The organism is Pseudoflavonifractor sp. MCC625, assembly GCF_018784545.1.
Taxonomy (GTDB): domain Bacteria; phylum Bacillota; class Clostridia; order Oscillospirales; family Oscillospiraceae; genus Pseudoflavonifractor_A; species Pseudoflavonifractor_A gallinarum.
In genome coordinates this window covers 245,404-265,321 of the sequence record NZ_WQOJ01000048.1, presented here as the reverse complement: position 1 = coordinate 265,321, position 19,918 = coordinate 245,404, and the positions used below count along the sequence as shown (strand labels likewise).

The window sequence follows — 19,918 nt, the reverse complement described above, 5'->3', positions numbered from 1 at the left end:
TTTTTGACTTATTCGGCGCTCATGGCAGCCGCAAAGACCTTTTCCACATCCTGCTGGGTGACGGGACCCTCGTGGATCTTCACTCCGTCCACATAGTAGGTGGGCACATAGTAGTAGTCGTGGGCGTCGGCCAGCTCTTTCTCCACTTCCTCATCCACGATGCGCAGGGGCACCTGGGCCCACTCGGGATGGAACTTGGCGGTCAGCGCCTCATGCCACTTGAGGGCGCGCTTGCAGTGGGGGCAGCCCGTCTGGACAAACATCAGGATCTCTTTCATGGCAATCAACCCTTTCGGTTCTCAAAGTCCACTTCGATCTTGCCGCCGCAGACCATGCCCAGCTCGGCCGCCGCGTGGGAGAGATCGTAGAGCTTGTGATCCCGCTCCACGCCGTTCTTCATCATCTCCAGGGCGTCCAGCTTGGCCCGGTACTCCACCGCGCCGCCGCCGATGGTGCCCACGCACGTCCCGTCAGGATGCACCAGCATCCAGGTCCCCTCGCCCCGGGGCGCGGAGCCGCTCTTGCGGGTAATGGTGCACAGCACGCCCTTCTCACTGGGGGGAGGCGGCGTTCCGGGGCCCTTGCGCGCCCGCTCCTGGATGACCTCACCCAGGATGGACACGGCGATCTCCGCCGGGGTCTGCGCGCCGATCTGGAGTCCCACGGGAGAGTGTACCCCAGCCAACACGTTGGCGTGGAAGCCCAGCTCCTTCATCCGCTTCATCACAGCGGCCACCTTGATCTTGCTGCCGATCATACCTACATAGGCGTAGTCGCCCTGGAGTACCTTGGCCAGGCACTCCCCGTCGAAGGCATGTCCCCGGGTCAGGATCACATAGTAGTCGTCGCTCCGGCTGCCCAGCTCGTCCAGGGCCTCCAGGAAGGGCTTGCACAGCACCTGCGCAGCCATGGGGAAGCGCTCGGGGTTGGCAAACTCCTCCCGGTCGTCGATGACCACCACTTCAAATTCCAGATGGCTGGCCATGTAGGCCACTTCCAGCGACACATGGCCGCCGCCGCATAAAATCAGTCGTTCCATGGATCATTCTCCTCTGTATCATCGGTTTCCCGCCCTGGAGGCGGGGTCGTCTTTATCCCTGCCGGTTTTGGAAATAGAGCAGGCCCTCCAGCACGCCGCCGCCGATGGCCCGGGCCTTGTCCGAGATGGTGAAGCAGTGGTTGTACTCACACCGGGGATCGATGTCCCCCGACTTCATCCCCTGCTTGACCCGCAGGCCGTCAGGCAGCATGCCCCGGACCGTACCGGGCATCAGGGCATAGACCGGCTCGCCGTCCACAGTGGCCACCACATCTCCCTCAGCGACCGTATCGCCGATGTGGGCCACCGGGTGGAAGATGCCGTCCCGGCAGGCGCGGATGATCCGCTGGGTGGTGTAGCCTCCCACATCGCCGGGCACGCCCGTGTTGGGGATGGCAGACCCCTCCAGGATCAGGCGGCCCAGATAGTGGCCCCGCTTGGTCTCAATGACGCCGTGGCAGTCCACCCCGGCGGTGAAGCCGGGCCCCAGGGCCAGCACGATGGGGGCGTCGTCTATCCGGGTGTTCACATTATACTTGGCCAGGATGGCGTCCACCTCGGCATCAAAGGGCATCTGGGTGCGGATGGCCGCCTCCGGATCCACCAGCACGGGGATCTCCCCCCGCTCCAGACAGGCCTTGACCTCCTCCACGGTCTCCACCCGGCGGGAGGTGACCCCCTCTACCGTGGCGGTGCCGTCATAGATACACTGGCAGAAGGCCACCGTCCGCCGCACCGCGGTGGGCTGTTCAATATCGGTCATTACGATCGAATAGCCCGCCCGGTAAAGCCGGTAGGCCACCCCTGTGGCCAGGTCTCCCGCGCCTTTGATCAGAACCAGCATAGTCCTCCTCGCTCCTTTTCCTCATAGCTCTTGATGAGCGTGAAAATACCCAGCCGGTCCAGACCGGCGGCGATGACCCGGGCCCGCTCCCGCAGGGCCGGAGTATCCGTCTTATTCAGCAGGCACCGGTATGCCATACCGGGGGCCACATTCTTCCGGCTCCCCCGTTCGCTGGAGAGGATGGCTGTCATATCAGCCTCGGTGACCTTGTCCTCCAGCGTTTTCCCCAGAAAGGCCGCCACCAGGTCGGCCCGGTGGCAGATCTCACCGATGGGCTTGTCCAGAGCGTCCATCCCGGCTACCGCCACCACCGCGTCGCTCTCCGGTGGGATGACCGGCTCATGGTCGGCTGGGATCTTCAGAGGCCGGATCCGGGCTCCGTCCCCCTCCACCAGGACCACGTCGGCCACCGAGCGGCAAAGGCCGATCTCTCCCGTGCCGCACAGCTTGTCCGCCCGGCCCAGGGTGCCCAGGGTGATGATCCCGTGGCGCTCCAGGCACTGGCGCAGATGCTCCGGCGCGGGGTCGTCCGTGAGAAAAATGCGGGGGTGGGGCATGATGTGGGTGGTGGTGGTCACGATCACCCGCTTCCCCGCCTCCCGGGCCTCCCGGGCCAGGGCATACATGGTGGTGGTCTTTCCGCCGCCTCCCACCAGGGTGACCGCCCGGTGGCGGTCCATATCCAGGTGCAGATCGCTCCAGAGTCCCATCCGATTACCCCCTTATCCCAAGAGATGTTCCAGCAGGATTTTCAGGCCGATGCCGATGAGCACCAGTCCGCCCACCAGCTCCGCCCGCTTCTGAAAGAGGCATCCCAGCCGGCGTCCCGCCAGACCGCCCACCACCGACAGGCCAAAGGCCACCACGCCGATGACCAGGGCGGACGAGAAAATGTTCACGTTCTTCATGAAGGCCATGGAGACTCCCACCGCCAGCGCGTCAATGCTGGTGGCCACCGCCAGCATCACCAGGCGGCGGCAGGTCAGCTCCACCGGGCCGCTCTCGGTCTCACAGGAGTCGTCCCTTGCGCCCCAGACCATGCGTCCGCCGATGATCGCCAGCAGGGCGAAGGCCACCCAGTGGTCCAGCGCCTCGATGTAGCCGCTGACGCTGGTCCCCAGGAACCAGCCGATCAGGGGCATGGCAAACTGGAAAAAGCCGAAATAGAGGCCCATGCGCACGGCCTGCTTCCAGCCGAAGCCAGGGACCGAGATACCGCTGGACACGGATACCGCAAAGGCGTCCAGGGCCAGACTCACCGCAATCAACAAAACTTCAATCAAATATGCTCACCTATTCTCCTGTTCTTCTCCCGATGCCCGGCATTTCCCCAGACATCATCACATGATTATACCATAGAGTTTTCCCCCACGCCATCTTTTTTCCGCTCCAACTTCTCCTTTCTCCCCTTGCGCCGCCCGGGAAAAACAGGTATGCTAATGCTGCCCCTGCGGGGAGAGCAAGCGAAAGGGGATGGCTTTCATGACCCATGAGGACTATATGCGCATGGCCCTGGATTTAGCCCGGGAGGCCATGGAGGAGGGCGAGGTGCCGGTCGGCTGCGTCATCGTCTGGGAGGACGGGCGGGTGGTCGGCCGTGGCCGCAACCGCCGGGAGACCGGGAAAGATGCCCTGGCCCATGCCGAGCTGGAGGCCATCCGCCAGGCCAACGCCCTTCTGGGTGGATGGCGGCTCCACAAGGCCACCCTCTATGTGACGCTGGAGCCCTGCCCCATGTGTGCCGGAGGCATCATCAACGCCCGCATCCCCCAGGTGTGGTACGGCGCAGCCGACGCCAAGGCGGGCTGCTGCGGGTCGGTGCTGGACCTCTTTGCCCAGCCCTTCAACCACCACCCCCAGGTCCACAGCGGCCTTTTGGAGGAGGAGTGCGCCGCGCTGCTCCAGGCTTTTTTCCAGCGCCTCCGGGACAAGCGTAAGGCGGCGAAATCCGTTTCGTCTCCCTCCGATATGGCGTCTGCCCCGTCTCATGAGACCTTTACATAAAATCCAAAAAGATTTAAAACTCTTGTAACACCTTTTCGCTGATTTGTTAACAACTCTCGGCTATTATAATACCTGCAAGAGACAGTTTCTTTTCATTTCATTGTATCCTCTTTCCTAAGGCAGGGGCCGGACGTCAGGAGCAGGCGTCCGGCCCTTGTCGTTTTCGTTTGGCTCTCTCATTTTGTGAGAACCTCCCGCGGTTGTCCCCACATGCTTCCTATGGTAAAATGCAGACAGCAGAATACGGATCATAGGGGGGATCGTTTTGCACGATTTTATCGGATACATCCTGTCTCTTTTCCAGCGCGGGCTTCATCTGGCCGTCCCGGTTCTCCTGCTCTGTGGAGCAATCGTGGCGGTGTGCTGGCTCCTCTTTCGGAGACAGAACCGCCCCTTCCCATGGGGGCGGGTGCTGGTGCTGCTGCTCCTGATCGGCTGGCTGGTCCTCACGGTTTTTCTCACCCTGCTGAGGGGCGAGCCCGGGCACCGGCAGTGGAACCTGCACCTGTTTCTGGCATGGCGCGAGGCATGGAATCAATTTACCCTCCAGGTCTGGCTCAACGTGCTGCTCAACATCGCCCTGTTCCTTCCCCTTGGCTTCCTGCTCCCTCTGCTGACCCGCTGGTTCCGCTCGTGGCCCCGGATGCTGCTGGCCGGGCTGGGCGTATCCCTGCTGATCGAGCTGGGACAGTTTGCTACCGCCAGAGGCATGCTGGACGTAGACGATCTCTTTACCAATACTCTGGGCGCCATGGTAGGCTGGAGCATCTCCATGCTCATTCTAACCCTGACAAAGCGCAGCCCTGGCTGGAAAAGGCGCTGTGGGGCGCTGCTGCCCATACCAGCCGCTCTTTTGTTCGCACTGGCTCTCATTTTTGGCGGCTACGCCCTGAAGCCGTACGGCAATCTCCCGGACGCCCCTGTGATCACCGCCAACCTTGATGGGATACAGTGGGAGTTGGCCTTTACGCCGGAGGATGCGCCCGCCACGGCCCCCATCTACCGGGCAGGGCGGCTGGACCGCTCCGCCAGTGAGGCATTTGCCGCAGCCTTTGCGCAGAAGCTGGGAATCACCTTTGAGGATACCTATTACTACGATGACATCATTATCTTCGCCAATCACACGAGCGGAGATTTTCTGAACCTGTACCAGCGGGACGGCACATGGGAATACCGCATCGACCGGGAGAAGCGGCCCGTCTTCGATGTTCCCGCCTCCCAGGTCTCTCCCGACGCACTTCTCTCCATTTTGGACGTCTGGGGGATCTCGGTGCCGGAGGGCGCCGCCTTTGCTCTGGAGCCTTCGGGTGAGGCGTATGTCCAGGCCAGCTTTACCTCCCAGCTCATACCTGCCGACGGACCAAGCGTCTACGGTACGCTGACCTGCCTTCTCCAGGAGCAGGACGGCGCCTCTACCCTCACGTCCATCGAAAACCAGCTGGTCTCCCTGACCCCCTGTGAGGAGCGCCCGATCCTCACCCCCGCACAGGCGGTGGAGCAACTCTATGGCGGACGCAGCTTTGCGGGCACAGTGCTGGAGCACTCCGGCCTCACCCAGATCCAGGTGCTCTCCTGTACGCTGGAGTGGATAGCCGACACCAAGGGCTTCTATCAGCCCGTCTACTGCTTTCTCCTCCAGGCTCCGGAGGGGGAGCCCTTTACGGACTATGTCGCCGCTCTCAACTAGACCGCAGCCCAACTCCGGCTCCGGAGGGCATATTTGCCCGTTTTAATTACAAAACCTCCTGCCCGGTGGGTATGCCGGACAGGAGATTTTTGTACATTTCAGGTATGGTCTGCGGGACAGTTCTCGTTACCGCTCTTCCCGGAAATAGGCGTTGCCCAGGTTGGCGGGGGGCTGGCTCTCCCGGCGCTGCCGGATACTCACGGCGATGAGGACCACCACCGTGGCGATGTAGGGCACGATGTCATAGATGGGGGCCAGACGGTTCCCGCCCCAGTTCATGTACAGGCGCAGCACCGACAGTCCGCCGAACACCAGGCTGCCCGCCAGCGCCCGGGCCGGGCTCCAGGTGGCGAAGATAACCAGGGCCACGGCGATCCAGCCTTTACCCGCGATGCAGTTGTGCACCCAGACGCCCTGCTGCTGGGCCATGACGATGTACATACCGCCCAGGCCCGAGATCCCGCCGCCGATGCAGGTGGCCAGATACCGGTAGGCCGTCACATTGATGCCGGCCGCATCGGCCGTACCCGGATTCTCACCCACCGAGCGCAGGTTGAGGCCCAGCCGGCTGTGATTCAGGAACAGCGAGAGAACGACCGCCACCAGCACCGCCAGATAGACCAGATAGTTGTAGGAGAAGAGGAGCTTCCCCACCACCGGCAGGTCCTGAAGCACCGGGATACCGCCGTTGAAGACGCTCTTGGTGCTCTGGCTCACCGCCACAAAGCCGCCGGCGGCGTTGCCCATGGCCTCGCCCACCAGGTTGCCGAAGCCGGTGCCGAAGATGGTCAGGGCCAGACCGGTCACGTTCTGGTTGGCCCGCAGGGTGATGGTGAGCACGCTGTACAGAAGCGCCCCGAAGGCCGCGCACAGGAAGGCACACACCGTGGCGATGACCGCCGCCGTCACGCCGGAGGCCGCGGGACCGGCCATCTGCTCGTAGTAATAGGCCCCGGCCAGACCGGCCACGCCGCCCATGTACATCATGCCCTCCACACCGAGGTTCAGGTTGCCCGATTTCTCGGTGAGGATCTCTCCCAGTGTGCCGAAGAGCAGGGGCGCCCCCGCCGCCACAGCGGCCATGACAAAAGCAATGGAAAACAGATTACTCATGCGTACGCTCCCCCTTTCCCCGGACGATAAGCCGGTAGCTGATGAAGAACTCACATCCCAGCATGAAGAAGAGCACGATGCCCGTGAGCATGTCAGCCGCCGAAGCCGGGATGGTATAGAGGGTCTGGATGGTATCCGCGCCCTTTTCTAGGATGGCCAGCAGCGCGGCAATGGCGATCATGACAAAGGGGTTAAGCTTGGCAAGCCACGCCACCGTAATGGCGGTAAAGCCGATGCCGCCGGCGGTATTCTCGGTGAGGGTGCCGCTGGCTCCCGATACCTGGAGGAAGCCAACCAGTCCCGCGATGCCGCCCGAGAGGAACATGGTGCGCCGGATGATGTGGGATACGTTCATGCCCGCGTACTGGGCGGTACGCACGCTCTCGCCCACCACGGCGATCTCATAGCCCTGCTTGCTGTACTTGAGGTAGCCGAACATGAGGGCGGTCACCGCCAGGACGATGATCCAGCCGATGTGGACGCCCAGCGCCTTGGGCAGCAGGGCCGCCGAGTCAAACATGGGGATCTTGGGATAGCCGTTGGCGTTCAGGTCGGGGCCCCAGGGGCCGGCCTGGAGATACTTTACAAACCCCAGGACGATGTAGTTGAGCATCAGGGTAAACAACGTCTCGTTGGTCCCCCACCGGGCCTTGAAGACCGCGGGGATGAGTCCCCACACTCCGCCGGCCAGGATGCCGGCCACTGCCATGACCACCAGCAGGACCGGCCGGGGCAGGCTGTACGCCCAGAAGAGGGCAAAGTAGCTGGCCGCAATGCCGCCGGCCAGGATCTGGCCCTCCGCGCCGATGTTCCAGAACTTCATTTTGAAGGCGGGGGCGATGGCCACCGCCGCACCCAGCAGGGGGATGGCCTTTTTCACAGTCTCCCGCAGGACCCGGCTCTTGCCCAGGGATCCCTCCACCATGGAGGCATAGACCTGGATGGGGTTGTGCCCCAGCACCGCGATGATGAGTCCGCCGGTGACCAGGGCCAGCAGGATGGCCGCGGCCCGGATGGCCCACGCCTGGGCGCGGGGGATGTCGTCCCGCTTGGCCAGACGAATCAGGGGCTCTCTGTGTTCGGTGTGTACGCTCATACCGCCGCACCCTCCTTTCCAGTCCCGCTCAGGTGGGTCATGAGGAGGCCCACCTCCTCCTTGGTGGTCTGTTCCGCGTCCACGATGCCGCTGACCCGGCCGCCGCAGAGCACCAGGATGCGGTCGCACAGCTCCAGCAGCACGTCCAGATCCTCGCCCACCAGGATGACGGCCACCCCCCGCTTCTTCTGCTCATTGAGAAGGTTGTAGATGGTGTAGGAGGAGTTGATGTCCAGTCCCCGCACCGGGTAGGCCGTCATGAGCACCGTGGGGCTGGAGGCGATCTCCCGTCCCACCAGCACCTTCTGCACGTTGCCGCCCGAGAGGCGGCGCACCGGGGTGGAGATGCTGGGCGCCACGATCTCCAGCTCCTCCTTCAGCCGCATGGCCAGCTCCCGGGGCGGCTTCCGGTCCACCAGAGGGCCCTTGCCCTGCCGATAGGTCTTGAGCATCATGTTGTCCACCATGTCCATGCTGGCCACCAGGCCCATGCCCAGCCGGTCCTCGGGCACGAAGGCCAGGGAGACCCCGATTTTCTGGATCTGGGTGGGGGTCTTCCCCACCAGCTCCTCTCCGGCCTTGTCCACCGGGACATGGAGTCCGGCGATCTCCGAATTGGGATGGGGCGGGTAGTAGAAGATATGCCCCGACTCCACCTTCTGGAGTCCCGCAATGGCCTCCAGCAGCTCCTTCTGGCCCGAACCGGCGATCCCGGCGATGCCCAGGATCTCGCCGCCCCGGGCCTCAAAGGACACGTCCTCCAGGGCCTTGACTCCCTCGGCCCCCCGGCAGTTGAGTCCCTTGACCTCCAGGCGCAGGTCCTGATACTCCGTCTTGGGCCGGTCGATGTTCAGGCTCACCGCATGGCCCACCATCATCTCGGTGAGCTTCTGGGGATTGGTCTCACAGGTGGGGACGGTACCAATGTATTGGCCCTTGCGCAGGACGGCCACCTGGTCGGAGATGGCCATGACCTCGTGGAGCTTGTGGGTGATGATGATGATGGACTTGCCGTCGTCCCGCATGTTGCGGAGAACGGCAAAGAGCTTGGCGGTCTCCTGGGGGGTGAGAACGGCGGTGGGCTCGTCCAAAATGAGAATATTGGCGCCCCGGTAGAGGACCTTGACGATCTCCACCGTCTGCTTCTGGGAGACCGACATGTCGTACACCTTCTGGTCCGGGTCGATCTCAAAGCCGTATTTCTCACTGATGGCCTTGACCTGGCGCCCCACTTCCCGCCGGTCCAGACGCCCGCCCCCCTTGAGGCCCAGAATGATATTCTCGGCGGCCGTCAGCACGTCCACCAGCTTGAAGTGCTGGTGGATCATGCCGATGCCCAGGTCGTGGGCGTCCTTGGGGGAGCGGATGGTGACCTCCTTCCCGTCCACCAGGATGGAGCCGTGGTCGGGAAAATAGATGCCCGAGAGCATGTTCATCAGTGTGGTCTTGCCGCTTCCGTTCTCTCCCAGCAGGGAGAGGATTTCTCCCCGGCGCAGGGTCAGGGAGACCTTGTCGTTGGCCACCACCTCGCCAAAGGTCTTGGTCAGCTCCCGCAGCTCGATGGCATAGTTGGCCTGGTTATCCATGTGCTCACCTCTCTTGCTCAGTTTGGGCAGCGCCCTGTGGAAAAAAGGGCGGGGCTGCGGGAATGCGCAGCCCCGCCCGGGGTGTTGCCGTCGGTTGCTCTCGGTTACTGGTCGGACACCACGGTGATGCCGTCCACAATGTAGTCAAAGTAGGGGGCGCTGGTCTTGCCGCCGGCCACATCGCTCTCGATGAAGGCCTCGCCCTCGGCCAGGTCCAGCACGTCCTTCTCGCTGCCGTCGGGGTTGTAGGACACGCCGTGTAGCGGGCCGGCAAAGACCTGGAGGCTGCCGTCCTTCAGGCCGGCCTCGGCTGCCTCGATGGCCTCCTGGGTGCCCTCGGCGGCAATGGCCTCATTCAGGGGAGTGAGGAGGACGGCGCCGTCGGCATAGCCCTGGCTCCAGTCCTTGGGGATCTCCTTGCCGTCCAGGACTGCCTGGACCGCCTCGGTGAAGTAGATGCCCCAGTCGATGCGGGTGGACAGGAGGGAGGCGCCGGGGGCGGCCTCGGTCATGTCGGCGTTGTAGCCCACCTGGAAGGCGCCGTTCATCTCGGCGGTGGTGGCGGGGCCGGTGGAGTCAGAGTGCTGGCTCACCACGCCGCAGCCCCGGTCGATGAGGGCCTGAGCGGTCTGGCTCTCCAGGCTGGCGTCATTCCAGGTGTTGGTATAGATGACGTCCATGGTCACTTCGGGGTAGACGCTCTTGGCGCCCAGATAGAAGGCGGTGTAGCCCGAGATAACCTCGGCATAGGGATAGGCGCCCACATAGCCCAGCTTGGGATTGCCGATCTCCTTGGCCTTCATGCCGGCGGCGATACCGGCCAGGTAGCGGCCCTCATAGATGTTGGCAAAGCAGTTATGCAGGTTGGGCAGATCCTCTGTGTGGGCCTGGGTACCGGTGGCATGGCAGAACTGGATGTCGGGATTCTCCCGGGCCGCCATGGTCACATAGTCACCGAAGCCGAAGCTGGTGGCGAAGATGATGTCGCATTCCCGGTCGATCAGGTCGTTGAGGGCGTCGGCGCAGGCATCGTTTTCCGGGATGTTGTACTTGGTGATGATCTGGTCGTCGGAGAGACCCAGATTGGCCTGCATCTCTTTGACGCCCTGGACCATGTTGTAGGTGTAGCCCATGTCGCTCTCGTCGCCGATGTGGACAAAGCCTACCTTCAGCTCCTCCTTGGCTACACCGGCCGTCTCTCCCCCGCCGCTTCCGCTGGGAGCCGGAGTTTCCTCACCGCCGCCGCAGGCGGCCAGCCCTACGGCCAGCGTACCGGCCAGGAGCATCGCCAAAATCCGCTTTTTCATACCATGTTCCTCCTTTTCACATTGGTCTTTGCAAGAGTGTCCTTGTGTATCCTATAACGGCACGTGCCGTAATAGACATATGATCTGCGCAATACCTGCAAGAGAAAAAACGGGAGAGGCGCGCACCTCTCCCGCGGTTCTTATTCGCAGAACTCGATGGAGTTGGTGGCCTCGTCCATAGACTTGACCCGGGCCAGAGACTCCACCCGTACGCCCATGGAGCGAATCAGGTCGCCGCCGGGCTGGAAGGCCTTCTCCACGCAGATGCCGGCGCCCACCAGGGTGGCGCCCGCGTCCCGCACCAGGTTGATCAGACCCTGGAGCGCGCTGCCGTTGGCCAGGAAGTCATCGATGAGGAGCACACGGTCCTCAGGGCCCAAAAACTCCTTGGACACGATGATATCGTACACCTTTCCGTGGGTGAAGGACTCCACCTTGGAGGTGTACACATCGCCGGCGATGTTCTTGGTCTTGTTCTTCTTGGCAAAGATCACGGGCACGTTAAAAAACTGCGCGGTGATGCACGCAATGCCGATGCCCGAGGCCTCGATGGTGAGGATTTTGTTCACGCCGCAGTCCCCGTACAGGCGCTTGAACTCCTTGCCGATCTCATTGATGAGGCCGATATCCATCTGATGATTGAGGAAACGGTCTACCTTGAGCACCTCGGTGCCCCGGATGGTGCCATCCTTGCGAATGCGCTCTTCCAACAGTTTCATAGCTCTTCTCCCATTCTCGTCATTCATTGGTCCCGCGAGGGACTTTCTCTTTGTTTTATCATAGCAAAAAAAAGCACCTCCGTCACCCCCTTTTCATCGAAAAATGGTTTTCTTAGAAACAAAATATTTTGTTGTTCTACCACAGTTCGACCCCTTCCGTCCGGGTATCCATTGCGTTTACTTCCTTCGCCTGCTACAATGAAAGCGGCATCTGTCCGGGTTCTCCTCCCGGACAGGAGTCTCACCCGATCGAGTTATCCATCCGCTGATTCATAAGGAGGTTTTTTCATGCGACGCAGACTTCTCTCCCTGGCGCTTTCCGCCGGATTGATGCTCTCTCTGTCCGCCCCCGCTCTGGCTTACAGCGATACCGCCGGCCACTGGGCCGAGTCGGTCATCCAGCGGGCCACCAATTACGGCCTGATGGTGGGCTATGAGGACGGCCGCTTCGGCGTGGCCGACAACCTCAACCGCGCTTCCTTTGTGACCATCCTCTGCCAGATGTTCTCCTGGGAGGCGGTCCGGCCCGATCACGCCAGCTTCATCGACTGTCCCTCCTCCCACTGGGCCTACGGCTATGTGGAGGCGGCCCGGGCCCACGGCGTCATGGACGCGGGCGGTAGCTTCCGCCCCGACGACTACATCAGCCGGGAGGAAATGGCCGTCATGCTGGTCAAGGCCCTGGGCTATGACACGCTGGCAAAGAGCGCCGCGGCCGATCTGCCCTTCTCCGACGTGACCGAGAACCAGGGCTATATCTCCCTGGCCTACCACATCGGCATGGTCTCGGGTATCGAGGAGGACGGCAAGCTTCTCTTCAAGCCCACCAGCTCGGCCACACGGGCCGAGGCCGCCACCATGTTGGTGCAGGTCTATGAGCGCTATACCTCCACCATTGAGTGGCTCCATGGGTTCTATGCCCTCTCCTCGTACAGCCAGATCGACCTGACCCGGCAGATGGACGCCGTCTCGGTGGGCTGGGCCCGGATGGAGTACGATCCCCAGCGTGGAGCGGTCCTCAACACCACCAGCGCGGGGGGCAACGACTGGAAAATCCCCGCTCAGAGCGAGGCGGCCACCGGCTATTTTGAAAGCAATGGCATCCCCTATAACCTGTGTGTCTTTGGAAGCGCTTCCGACTCCATCACTCTCCCGGACGGCACCACCACCTCCACCGTGGCGGCCGTGACCGCCTCTTCTGCCAGCCGGGCCCAGGCCGTGGCCGCGCTGGCCGCCGCCGCGTCCGACTATGCTGGCATCACCATTGACTTTGAGGGGCTCAAGGACAAGGACGGCCTGAAGGAGCACTTTGCCTCCTTTATGTCCGAACTGCGTGCCGCCCTTCCGGCGGACAAGCGTCTCTACGTGTGCGTCCAGCCCGGGCCCTATAACAATGGCTTTGACTTTAAATCCCTGGGGGGAGAGCTGTGACAAGGTCATCCTCATGGCCCACGACTACCGCCCGCCGGTCTCCGGCCTGAAGGTGGGCTCCATCCCCTCGGAGAGCTTTGCCCTCACCCCCTTCTCCAAGATCTATGCCGCCCTGGTGGAGATCACCGACCCCCTCACCGGCGTGCAGGACAAGAGCAAGCTGGCCCTGGCCTTCTCCATGGATACCACCGGCTTCCGGATCGACGAGAACGGGCGTGTGCTGGAGAGCAAGTATTACCGTCCCACCATGGAGACTCTCTCCCAGCGCCTGGCCCAGAGCGACACCACTGTTACTTACAGCCAGACCGCCCGCAATCCCTACGCCATCTACACCGACGAGAGCGGGGCGCGCTATCAGGTCTGGTTTGAGGATGCCCAGAGCATTGCGGACAAGATCGATCTGGCCCAGATGTTCGGCATCACCGGCTTCTCCTTCTGGCGTCTGGGGAACATCCCAACCTATAGCAACTACAACCTGTGGACCGCCGTCCAGGCCGAACGTCCATAGCCCATCACTGGATCGGAGAGATCCATCAACAGGAGGATGACCTGACATGAAGGCATCATGGAACGCACGGCTCCGGGACGTTTTCCTCATGACACTGGGGATTGTTCTGGTCTCCATCGGCGTGTATTTCTTCAAATTTCCCAACAACTTCTCCATGGGCGGCGTATCCGGCCTGGCCGTGATTTTGGCCCCTCTCTCGCCCTGGCCCTGGCTGAGCGCCTCGGCCATCAACGGCGTGATCAATATTCTCTTTCTCTTCCTGGGCTTTGCCATGCTCAACCGTGGGTTCGGCCTGCGCACGGTCTACTGCTCCATCCTCTACTCTCTGGTCATCCAGGCCTTTGAGTGGATCTGTCCCCTGGACGCCCCCCTCACCCACGAGAAGATGCTGGAGCTCTTCTTTGCCGTCATCTTCCCCGCCCTGGGCTCGGCCATCCTCTTCAACATCAACGCCTCCTCCGGCGGCACCGACATCGTGGCCATGATTCTGAAAAAGTACACAGGCCTGGATGTGGGCAAGGCCCTGCTTCTGTCCGACGTGGTCATTGCCGCCTCCACCTTCCTGATCTTCGATGTGGAGACCGGTCTCTTCTCCATGCTGGGCCTGGTGCTCAAATCGGTGCTGGTGGACAGCGTCATCGAATCCCTCAACCGCCGGAAAAACTTCTTTATCATCACCTCCGACCCCCGTATGGCCTGCGACTATATCACCCTCCGCCTCCACCGGGGCGCCACGGTGTGGGAGGGCGAGGGCGCCTATACCCACGAAAAGCACTGGGTGGTCCTCACCGCGCTCTCCCGGGGCCAGGCGGTGGCCCTGCGCCGCTACCTCAAGGAGAACGATCCCCAGGCCTTCTTTATCATCGCCAATTCCAGCGAGATCTTCGGCAAAGGCTTCCTGCGGGCTTAACACACAAAAGTTAACACACAAAATCGGCCCCGGGGAGGAACACAGTTATGTTCCTCCCCGGGGCCGATTTACAGATCAGGGTGCTTTCTCTCCCGTTCGCTCCAGCAGGGTGCAGATAAGATATACCCCTGCTGCCGCCAGAAGAAGCAGATAGAGGAAGGCCCCCACTCCCAGACAGACCAGGGTACGCAGCATGGGCGCAATGGTCCCCTCCGCCATACATCCCGCCTGCCACTTTGCCCGACAGAGCAGGACATGAAGCAGTAGCCCAGCGGTGCCAGGCAGAAGCCACCGCAAGGTCCTGCCTCTCCCCAGCCCCGCTATGGCATACCCGCAGAACAGCGCCAGGCAGCCCAGTGTCACAAACGGCCCATACGCAACGCACAACGTCTGGATTTCTGCCATTTGCTATCCCTTCCTTCCGATATCGGAGCGCTTGTCTCCCAACTTTACTTTAAAAGCTGGATGCCTCCCACAATGGGCAGGGGCTTCTCCACATCCTGAGCCGCGTTGATGATGCCTACAATGGTCAACACCAGCAGCACCAGATAGAGGATCTGTACCACGATCAGCAGCAGCCAGCCCAGCACCGGGATGACCGCTAAAATCTGCGAGACCACCGAGAGCACCAGACTGCACACACACAGGGTCAGCGCCTGGTTCAGGTGAAAGCGGCAGGCTGCCCGGTCCCCCAGCAAAAGCGCAATAATCAGTCCAATCAGCGTCAAATATGCCACAACATTGGTTGCTTTCCGACTCATAGCCGTTGGCTCCTTTCCTCTCTTTCCACCAGGGCATGCCGCCCCGGGCCCGCGTGATTTGGGTTCTTTCAGTATAACACAGCGCTCCGGCCGGCTTCAAGGGCGACCGGAGCTTTAGGAAATATTTCCCACTCGACCCCCTTCCCCTCCCTTTGCGCGATTGTATGGTAAAATATGGTTATCAAATCTGTTGTGACAAGGAGGGAAGCTCCCATGCTTTTATCTCGAAAAAAGGGACTCTTTGAGAGTACCCGCGTCCTCTTTCTCCCCGCCGACGCCATTGCGCCCAACCCGAACCAGCCCCGCAAGGCCTTTGCCCAGGACGGCTTGGAGGAACTGGCCGCCAGCATCCGGTTATATGGCATCCTTCAGCCCCTTTCAGTGCGCAAGGTGGAGAGCGGCTATGAGCTGGTCTCCGGGGAGCGCCGGCTCCGCGCCTCTCAGATGGCAGGACTGACCCAGGTTCCCTGTATTCTGGTCAATGTGGATGATGAGGCCTCCTCTCTGCTGGCCCTCATTGAAAATCTCCAGCGGCGGGATCTGGATTTTGTAGAAGAGGCAGCTGCTCTGGCCAAGCTGATTCGCACCTTCCACCTCTCCCAGGAGGAGGCCGCCCAGAAGATTGGAAAATCCCAGTCTGCGGTGGCCAACAAGCTCCGGCTCCTCCGCCTCCCCCCCGATGTACTGGCCCTGCTGCGGGAGAAGCACTACTCCGAGCGGCACGCCCGCGCCCTCCTCCGTCTGCCCACCGCTGAGGAGCAGCGCTCCGCCGCCCACTATGTGGTGGAGCACTCCCTGACCGTGGCCCGCACTGAGGAGTACATCGACTCCCTCCTGGCTCCTCCTCCGGCCGCTCCCCGGCGCAAGCCGGTCTTTATCCTCAAGGATGTCCGGCTCTTTCTCAATTCCATTACCAAGGGGCTGAGTATGATGCAGAGCGCAGGGGTGGATGCCAACTGTGACCGGGAGGATACTGAGGACTCCATCCTGCTCACCATTCGCATCCCAAAGCGCGGTCGAAGCTGATGTTTCACGTGAAACCATCTTCCCCTTCTTTTTTCTCTCTCCGTATGTTTCACGTGAAACATACGGAGTTGTTTTTTTATTTTTGCATTTTCGGTTGCGCTCCATCCAGGATGGCATTATAATAAGGTCTGCTGAATCTATGTTCCGGTGGTTTTTGCTTTTATCCCACTCAGGGCTGTATTATGGAAACCACTTGGCAAAATTCAACTTACTTATTCTACCGTGCAGGTAAAAGGCAGGTGCATTATGGCAAAAACCATCGCAATCGTCAACCAGAAAGGCGGCGTCGGCAAAACTACCACCTGCGTCAATCTGGCCGCCGCCCTGAAGGCCTTGGGCTCCCGGGTGCTGGTGTGCGATTTTGATCCCCAGGCCAACACCACGTCCGGCTTTGGGGTGGACAAGGTGACCGCCTCTCCCAACATCTATGATGTGTTGGTCAACGACGCGGATATCACCAAGGCCATCGTTCACACCGACTATGCCGACGTGCTCCCCACCAACAAGGCGCTCACCGGCGCCACGGTGGAGATGATCGCCATGGACCGGCGGGAATACCGGCTCAAGGACGCGCTCTCCAAAGTGGCGGGAGACTATGACTACATCTTCATTGACTGTCCTCCCTCTCTGGAGCTGCTCACCCTCAACGCCCTGTGTGCGGCCGACAGCATCCTGGTGCCGGTCCAGTGCGAATACTATGCCCTGGAGGGACTGTCCGATCTCCTCTCCACCGTGCGGATCGTCAAGCGGGCCCTCAACCCGGACATCAGCATGGAGGGCGTGGTCCTCACCATGTACGACGGGCGCACCAACCTCTCGCTCCAGGTGGCCGAGGAGGTCAAGCGCCATTTCCCCGGGCAGGTCTATGCCACCGTCATCCCCCGCAATGTACGGCTCTCCGAGGCCCCCAGCCACGGGCTTCCCGTGTCGGCCTACGACAGCTTTTCCCGGGGTGCAGAGGCCTATGCCGCCCTGGCCCAGGAGGTCCTGGACCAGAACCGCACCTGAAGCTCACATCACTTAGGAAAGGACTGAGTATATGGCATCCTCAAAGGACCGCGGACTGGGCAAGGGCCTGGGCGCCCTGCTGGGCGACAACGCCCTTCAGCTCCAGGAGGGCGGTTCCCTCTCCCTCCCCATCTCCGAGGTGCAGCCGGGCCTCAAGCAGCCCCGCAAGCGCTTTGACGATGAGACGCTGGCCGATCTGGCCGACTCCATCCGCACCCACGGCATCATCCAGCCCCTCACCGTCCGCCGCCTCTCCTCCGGCTATTATCAGATCATCGCCGGGGAGCGCCGCTGGCGGGCCGCCAAGCTGGCGGGTCTCCATGAAGTCCCCGCCGTCATCATTGAGGCCGACGACCGCACCGTGATGGAGCTGGGCCTCATCGAAAACCTCCAGCGGGAGGACCTGAACCCCATCGAAGAAGCGGCCGGCTATCAGACCCTCATCGACGAGTACGGCCTTACCCAGGAGGAGGTCTCCAAGCGGGTGGGCAAGTCCCGCTCGGCCGTGACCAACGCCCTGCGCCTCCTCTCCCTGCCCGACGCGGTACACCTCCTGTTGGAGGAGGGGCGTCTCTCGGCAGGCCACGCCCGGGCCATCCTCTCCTGCCCCGTGAAGGAGCTCCAGAAGAAGCTGGCTCAGAAGGTGGTCAATGACGGACTCTCCGTCCGCCAGACCGAGGCGCTGGCCAAGCGGCTGGCCAAGTCGGAGGAGGCCCTGGATGAGGCCCCCGCCGCACCGGCTGCCGCCGACTTCTCCCTCTACCTGCGGGACGCGGAAAAGGATCTCTCCAGCCGCTTCGGCCGGAAGGTGCATATTATAAATGGTAAGAAGAAGGGTAAAATCGAATTGGAGTATTACAATACCGATGACCTGAATCTTCTCCTGGAGGTGCTGGAGCAGCTCCCCTCCTCCGGAAAGGAGGTCGAATAAGCCGTGCACGATGACAACCACGAGCAGCCTCTTCAGCACGAGGCGGAGCACGCCAAGCCGGGTAAGAAGAACGCGGTGCTCCTCTATCTGGTGATCCTCTTTGCCGCGGCCTTCCTCCTGTTGCTCCTCTCCTATTTTATGCAGCAGCGCACCAATCAGGAGCGCTATAACGACCTGCAGCAGACCTCCAATTCCACCGTGCAGACCCTGGATAACATGCTCCAGGAGAATGAGGATCTGAAAAACCGGGTGGCCGAACTGGAGGAGGCCAACGAGGCTCTCCACGAGCAGCTCCAGGACAGCCGGGTGGAGCTGGCGGAGGAAAAGGAGTCCTCTCAGCAGGCCCTCACCGCCATGGACTGGTTCTGGCGCATCCAGCGGCAGTACTCCCGGGGCTACTACACGAAGGCCCGGGAACTCATCGCCGCCTTTGAGGCTACCGGCTTTCCCCAGTATCTCCCCACCGAGAACCTGACCGGCCAGGAGGGTCTCTCCCCTGCCGAGCAGTACCGGGATATCCTGGACCTGCTAGATGTGGAGACGACCTCCGCGCCCTCCCCTTCCCCCTCTGCCCAGCCCTGAGCGGCAGAGCTCCCCCGCGCGATTTTGAATGACGAGGTGTAACACAATGTTGGATATTCGTTTTGTCCGGGAAAACCCCGAACTGGTCAAGGAAAATATCAAGAAGAAGTTCCAGGAGGAGAAGCTCGCCCTGGTGGACAAGGTGCTGGAGCTGGACGCTGAGAACCGCGCCACCATCCAGGAGGCCCAGGACCTGCGCACCGCCCGCAACTCCAAGTCCAAGCAGGTGGGCGTGCTGATGGGCCAGTCCAAGAAGGACCCCTCCAAACTGGCCGAGGCCGAGGCCCTCAAGGCTGAGGTCAAGGCGGACGCCGACCGTCTGGCCTATCTGGAGGGTCGCGAGACCGAGCTGGCCGAGGAGATCCGCAAGATCATGCTAGTCATCCCCCAGATCATCGATCCCTCCGTGCCCATCGGTCCCGACGACTCCGCCAATGTAGAAGTTGAGCGCTTCGGCGAGCCCGTGGTGCCCGACTACCCCATTCCCTACCACACCGAGATCATGGAGTCCTTTGACGGCATCGACATGGACGCCGCCGGCCGGGTGTCCGGCTCCGGCTTCTACTACTTGCTGGGCGACATCGCCCGCCTCCACGAGGCCGTGCTGGCCTATGGCCGTGACTTTATGATCGACAAGGGCTTCACCTACTGCATCCCCCCCTTCATGATCCACGGCAACGTGGTGGAGGGCGTCATGTCCTTCGCCGACATGGAGTCCATGATGTACAAGATCGAGGGCGAGGACCTCTACCTCATCGGCACCAGCGAGCACTCTATGATCGGCCGCTTCATCGACCAGATCATCCCCGCTGAGAAGATGCCCCAGACCCTCACCTCCTACTCCCCCTGCTTCCGGAAGGAGAAGGGCTCTCACGGCATTGAGGAGCGCGGCGTCTACCGCATCCACCAGTTCGAGAAGCAGGAGATGATCGTGGTCTGTAAGCCCGAGGAGTCCATGGACTGGTACGAGAAGATGTGGCGCTACTCCGTGGAGCTCTTCCGCAACTTCGACATTCCCGTGCGCCAGCTGGAGTGCTGCTCCGGCGACCTGGCCGACCTGAAGGTCAAGTCCTGCGACATCGAAGCCTGGAGCCCCCGTCAGCAGAAGTACTTCGAGGTCTGCTCCTGCTCCAACCTGGGCGACGCCCAGGCCCGCCGCCTGAAGATCCGCTACCGGGACGACGAGGGCAAGGTCTGCCTGGCTCACACCCTCAACAACACCTGCGTGGCTCCTCCCCGCATGCTCATCGCCCTGCTGGAGAACAACCTCCAGGCCGACGGCAGCGTGAAGATCCCCAAGGTCCTCCAGCCCTACATGGGCGGCAAGGAAGTCCTGCTGCCCAAGAAATAAGAGCGCACATCCAAA

Annotated in this window: 22 protein-coding genes; 10 read left to right on the top strand and 12 right to left on the bottom strand. The window is 61.9% G+C overall.

Annotation, left to right across the window (positions count from 1 at the left end):
* Nucleotides 1-8: 8 nt before the first annotated feature.
* The 5 genes from GPK94_RS15640 to GPK94_RS15620 are packed head-to-tail and all read right to left on the bottom strand — an operon-like array spanning nucleotide 9 to nucleotide 3,166.
* Entirely contained in the window at nucleotides 9-278 is a 270-nt protein-coding gene (locus GPK94_RS15640) for a thioredoxin family protein (RefSeq protein WP_215656237.1), read from the bottom strand.
* Between the two features lie 5 nt (nucleotides 279-283).
* Complete coding sequence (locus tag GPK94_RS15635) at nucleotides 284-1,039, bottom strand: XdhC/CoxI family protein (protein WP_215656236.1); 756 nt, start codon at nucleotides 1,037-1,039, stop codon at nucleotides 284-286.
* A 52-nt stretch (nucleotides 1,040-1,091) separates the two neighbouring features.
* Complete coding sequence (gene yqeB / locus GPK94_RS15630; protein ID WP_215656235.1) at nucleotides 1,092-1,883, bottom strand: selenium-dependent molybdenum cofactor biosynthesis protein YqeB; 792 nt, start codon at nucleotides 1,881-1,883, stop codon at nucleotides 1,092-1,094.
* Nucleotides 1,871-2,593: a selenium cofactor biosynthesis protein YqeC gene (gene yqeC / locus GPK94_RS15625; RefSeq protein WP_101692612.1), complete on the bottom strand. Its 723-nt coding sequence runs from the start codon at nucleotides 2,591-2,593 to the stop codon at nucleotides 1,871-1,873. The genes yqeB and yqeC overlap by 13 nt, the downstream gene beginning before the upstream one ends.
* Before the next feature lie 12 nt (nucleotides 2,594-2,605).
* Nucleotides 2,606-3,166 carry a manganese efflux pump MntP family protein gene (locus GPK94_RS15620; protein ID WP_215656234.1) on the bottom strand — a complete coding sequence of 187 codons (561 nt, stop codon included), beginning with the start codon at nucleotides 3,164-3,166 and terminating at the stop codon, nucleotides 2,606-2,608.
* Nucleotides 3,167-3,365: 199 nt separating this feature from the next.
* Here GPK94_RS15620 and tadA point away from each other — a divergent pair, with 199 nt between their 5' ends.
* Together tadA and GPK94_RS15610 are read left to right on the top strand one after the other, a co-directional pair.
* A complete protein-coding gene (gene tadA, locus GPK94_RS15615) occupies nucleotides 3,366-3,887 on the top strand; it encodes a tRNA adenosine(34) deaminase TadA (RefSeq protein WP_215656233.1) in 522 nt (173 codons plus the stop codon).
* Between the two features lie 265 nt (nucleotides 3,888-4,152).
* Nucleotides 4,153-5,574 carry a VanZ family protein gene (locus GPK94_RS15610; RefSeq protein ID WP_215656232.1) on the top strand — a complete coding sequence of 474 codons (1,422 nt, stop codon included), beginning with the start codon at nucleotides 4,153-4,155 and terminating at the stop codon, nucleotides 5,572-5,574.
* A gap of 126 nt (nucleotides 5,575-5,700) precedes the next feature.
* Here the strand turns inward: GPK94_RS15610 and GPK94_RS15605 are convergent, their stop codons facing one another.
* From GPK94_RS15605 to GPK94_RS15585, 5 genes are all read right to left on the bottom strand, one after another.
* A complete protein-coding gene (locus GPK94_RS15605) occupies nucleotides 5,701-6,687 on the bottom strand; it encodes an ABC transporter permease (protein ID WP_101692609.1) in 987 nt (328 codons plus the stop codon).
* Complete coding sequence (locus GPK94_RS15600) at nucleotides 6,680-7,783, bottom strand: ABC transporter permease (RefSeq protein WP_215656231.1); 1,104 nt, start codon at nucleotides 7,781-7,783, stop codon at nucleotides 6,680-6,682. Before GPK94_RS15600 ends, GPK94_RS15605 begins: the two co-directional genes overlap by 8 nt.
* Nucleotides 7,780-9,369 carry an ABC transporter ATP-binding protein gene (locus GPK94_RS15595; protein ID WP_101692607.1) on the bottom strand — a complete coding sequence of 530 codons (1,590 nt, stop codon included), beginning with the start codon at nucleotides 9,367-9,369 and terminating at the stop codon, nucleotides 7,780-7,782. Before GPK94_RS15595 ends, GPK94_RS15600 begins: the two co-directional genes overlap by 4 nt.
* Before the next feature lie 104 nt (nucleotides 9,370-9,473).
* Nucleotides 9,474-10,676 (bottom strand): BMP family ABC transporter substrate-binding protein, encoded by a 1,203-nt coding sequence (locus tag GPK94_RS15590; protein ID WP_101692606.1) that lies wholly within the window; start codon nucleotides 10,674-10,676, stop codon nucleotides 9,474-9,476.
* A gap of 140 nt (nucleotides 10,677-10,816) precedes the next feature.
* On the bottom strand, nucleotides 10,817-11,395 hold the full coding sequence (locus GPK94_RS15585; protein WP_101692605.1) for a xanthine phosphoribosyltransferase: 579 nt from the start codon (nucleotides 11,393-11,395) through the stop codon (nucleotides 10,817-10,819).
* Between the two features lie 288 nt (nucleotides 11,396-11,683).
* On the opposite strand from GPK94_RS15585, the gene GPK94_RS15580 reads away from it, so the two are divergent.
* Genes GPK94_RS15580 through GPK94_RS15575 form a run of 3 tightly spaced genes read left to right on the top strand, consistent with a single transcriptional unit; the run spans nucleotide 11,684 to nucleotide 14,244 of the window.
* Nucleotides 11,684-12,826 (top strand): S-layer homology domain-containing protein, encoded by a 1,143-nt coding sequence (locus GPK94_RS15580; RefSeq protein ID WP_252192672.1) that lies wholly within the window; start codon nucleotides 11,684-11,686, stop codon nucleotides 12,824-12,826.
* Entirely contained in the window at nucleotides 12,789-13,334 is a 546-nt protein-coding gene (locus GPK94_RS16230; RefSeq protein ID WP_252192671.1) for a hypothetical protein, read from the top strand. Before GPK94_RS15580 ends, GPK94_RS16230 begins: the two co-directional genes overlap by 38 nt.
* Before the next feature lie 46 nt (nucleotides 13,335-13,380).
* Entirely contained in the window at nucleotides 13,381-14,244 is an 864-nt protein-coding gene (locus tag GPK94_RS15575) for a YitT family protein (protein ID WP_186963215.1), read from the top strand.
* Nucleotides 14,245-14,319: 75 nt separating this feature from the next.
* On the opposite strand, the gene GPK94_RS15570 is transcribed toward GPK94_RS15575, so the two are convergent.
* A complete protein-coding gene (locus tag GPK94_RS15570) occupies nucleotides 14,320-14,649 on the bottom strand; it encodes a hypothetical protein (RefSeq protein WP_215656230.1) in 330 nt (109 codons plus the stop codon).
* A 44-nt stretch (nucleotides 14,650-14,693) separates the two neighbouring features.
* Nucleotides 14,694-15,005 carry a hypothetical protein gene (locus GPK94_RS15565; protein WP_215656229.1) on the bottom strand — a complete coding sequence of 104 codons (312 nt, stop codon included), beginning with the start codon at nucleotides 15,003-15,005 and terminating at the stop codon, nucleotides 14,694-14,696.
* A 213-nt stretch (nucleotides 15,006-15,218) separates the two neighbouring features.
* Between GPK94_RS15565 and GPK94_RS15560 the strand changes: the two genes are divergently transcribed.
* The 5 genes from GPK94_RS15560 (at nucleotide 15,219) to serS (ending at nucleotide 19,903) form a co-directional block, all read left to right on the top strand.
* On the top strand, nucleotides 15,219-16,031 hold the full coding sequence (locus tag GPK94_RS15560; protein WP_101692601.1) for a ParB/RepB/Spo0J family partition protein: 813 nt from the start codon (nucleotides 15,219-15,221) through the stop codon (nucleotides 16,029-16,031).
* 246 nt (nucleotides 16,032-16,277) lie between these two features.
* Nucleotides 16,278-17,039: an AAA family ATPase gene (locus tag GPK94_RS15555; protein ID WP_186963214.1), complete on the top strand. Its 762-nt coding sequence runs from the start codon at nucleotides 16,278-16,280 to the stop codon at nucleotides 17,037-17,039.
* 31 nt (nucleotides 17,040-17,070) lie between these two features.
* Nucleotides 17,071-17,970: a ParB/RepB/Spo0J family partition protein gene (locus tag GPK94_RS15550; RefSeq protein WP_215656228.1), complete on the top strand. Its 900-nt coding sequence runs from the start codon at nucleotides 17,071-17,073 to the stop codon at nucleotides 17,968-17,970.
* Nucleotides 17,971-17,973: 3 nt separating this feature from the next.
* Nucleotides 17,974-18,552, top strand: a complete 579-nt coding sequence (locus tag GPK94_RS15545; protein ID WP_215656227.1) for a hypothetical protein — start codon at nucleotides 17,974-17,976, stop codon at nucleotides 18,550-18,552.
* Nucleotides 18,553-18,598: 46 nt separating this feature from the next.
* On the top strand, nucleotides 18,599-19,903 hold the full coding sequence (gene serS, locus GPK94_RS15540) for a serine--tRNA ligase (RefSeq protein ID WP_215656226.1): 1,305 nt from the start codon (nucleotides 18,599-18,601) through the stop codon (nucleotides 19,901-19,903).
* Nucleotides 19,904-19,918 lie beyond the last annotated feature (15 nt).

Bases quoted from the DNA above. Each gene is read 5' to 3' on its own strand.
- yqeC (WP_101692612.1), bottom strand. From the start codon at position 2,593: ATGGGACTCTGGAGCGATCTGCACCTGGATATGGACCGCCACCGGGCG.
- GPK94_RS15635 (WP_215656236.1), bottom strand. From the start codon at position 1,039: ATGGAACGACTGATTTTATGCGGCGGCGGCCATGTGTCGCTGGAAGTG.
- GPK94_RS15555 (WP_186963214.1), top strand. From the start codon at position 16,278: ATGGCAAAAACCATCGCAATCGTCAACCAGAAAGGCGGCGTCGGCAAA.
- GPK94_RS15565 (WP_215656229.1), bottom strand. From the start codon at position 15,005: ATGAGTCGGAAAGCAACCAATGTTGTGGCATATTTGACGCTGATTGGA.
- GPK94_RS15590 (WP_101692606.1), bottom strand. From the start codon at position 10,676: ATGAAAAAGCGGATTTTGGCGATGCTCCTGGCCGGTACGCTGGCCGTA.
- GPK94_RS15605 (WP_101692609.1), bottom strand. From the start codon at position 6,687: ATGAGTAATCTGTTTTCCATTGCTTTTGTCATGGCCGCTGTGGCGGCG.
- GPK94_RS15585 (WP_101692605.1), bottom strand. From the start codon at position 11,395: ATGAAACTGTTGGAAGAGCGCATTCGCAAGGATGGCACCATCCGGGGC.
- GPK94_RS15550 (WP_215656228.1), top strand. From the start codon at position 17,071: ATGGCATCCTCAAAGGACCGCGGACTGGGCAAGGGCCTGGGCGCCCTG.
- GPK94_RS15640 (WP_215656237.1), bottom strand. From the start codon at position 278: ATGAAAGAGATCCTGATGTTTGTCCAGACGGGCTGCCCCCACTGCAAG.
- serS (WP_215656226.1), top strand. From the start codon at position 18,599: ATGTTGGATATTCGTTTTGTCCGGGAAAACCCCGAACTGGTCAAGGAA.
- yqeB (WP_215656235.1), bottom strand. From the start codon at position 1,883: ATGCTGGTTCTGATCAAAGGCGCGGGAGACCTGGCCACAGGGGTGGCC.
- GPK94_RS15560 (WP_101692601.1), top strand. From the start codon at position 15,219: ATGCTTTTATCTCGAAAAAAGGGACTCTTTGAGAGTACCCGCGTCCTC.
- GPK94_RS15595 (WP_101692607.1), bottom strand. From the start codon at position 9,369: ATGGATAACCAGGCCAACTATGCCATCGAGCTGCGGGAGCTGACCAAG.
- GPK94_RS15580 (WP_252192672.1), top strand. From the start codon at position 11,684: ATGCGACGCAGACTTCTCTCCCTGGCGCTTTCCGCCGGATTGATGCTC.
- GPK94_RS16230 (WP_252192671.1), top strand. From the start codon at position 12,789: ATGGCTTTGACTTTAAATCCCTGGGGGGAGAGCTGTGACAAGGTCATC.
- tadA (WP_215656233.1), top strand. From the start codon at position 3,366: ATGACCCATGAGGACTATATGCGCATGGCCCTGGATTTAGCCCGGGAG.
- GPK94_RS15570 (WP_215656230.1), bottom strand. From the start codon at position 14,649: ATGGCAGAAATCCAGACGTTGTGCGTTGCGTATGGGCCGTTTGTGACA.
- GPK94_RS15600 (WP_215656231.1), bottom strand. From the start codon at position 7,783: ATGAGCGTACACACCGAACACAGAGAGCCCCTGATTCGTCTGGCCAAG.
- GPK94_RS15575 (WP_186963215.1), top strand. From the start codon at position 13,381: ATGAAGGCATCATGGAACGCACGGCTCCGGGACGTTTTCCTCATGACA.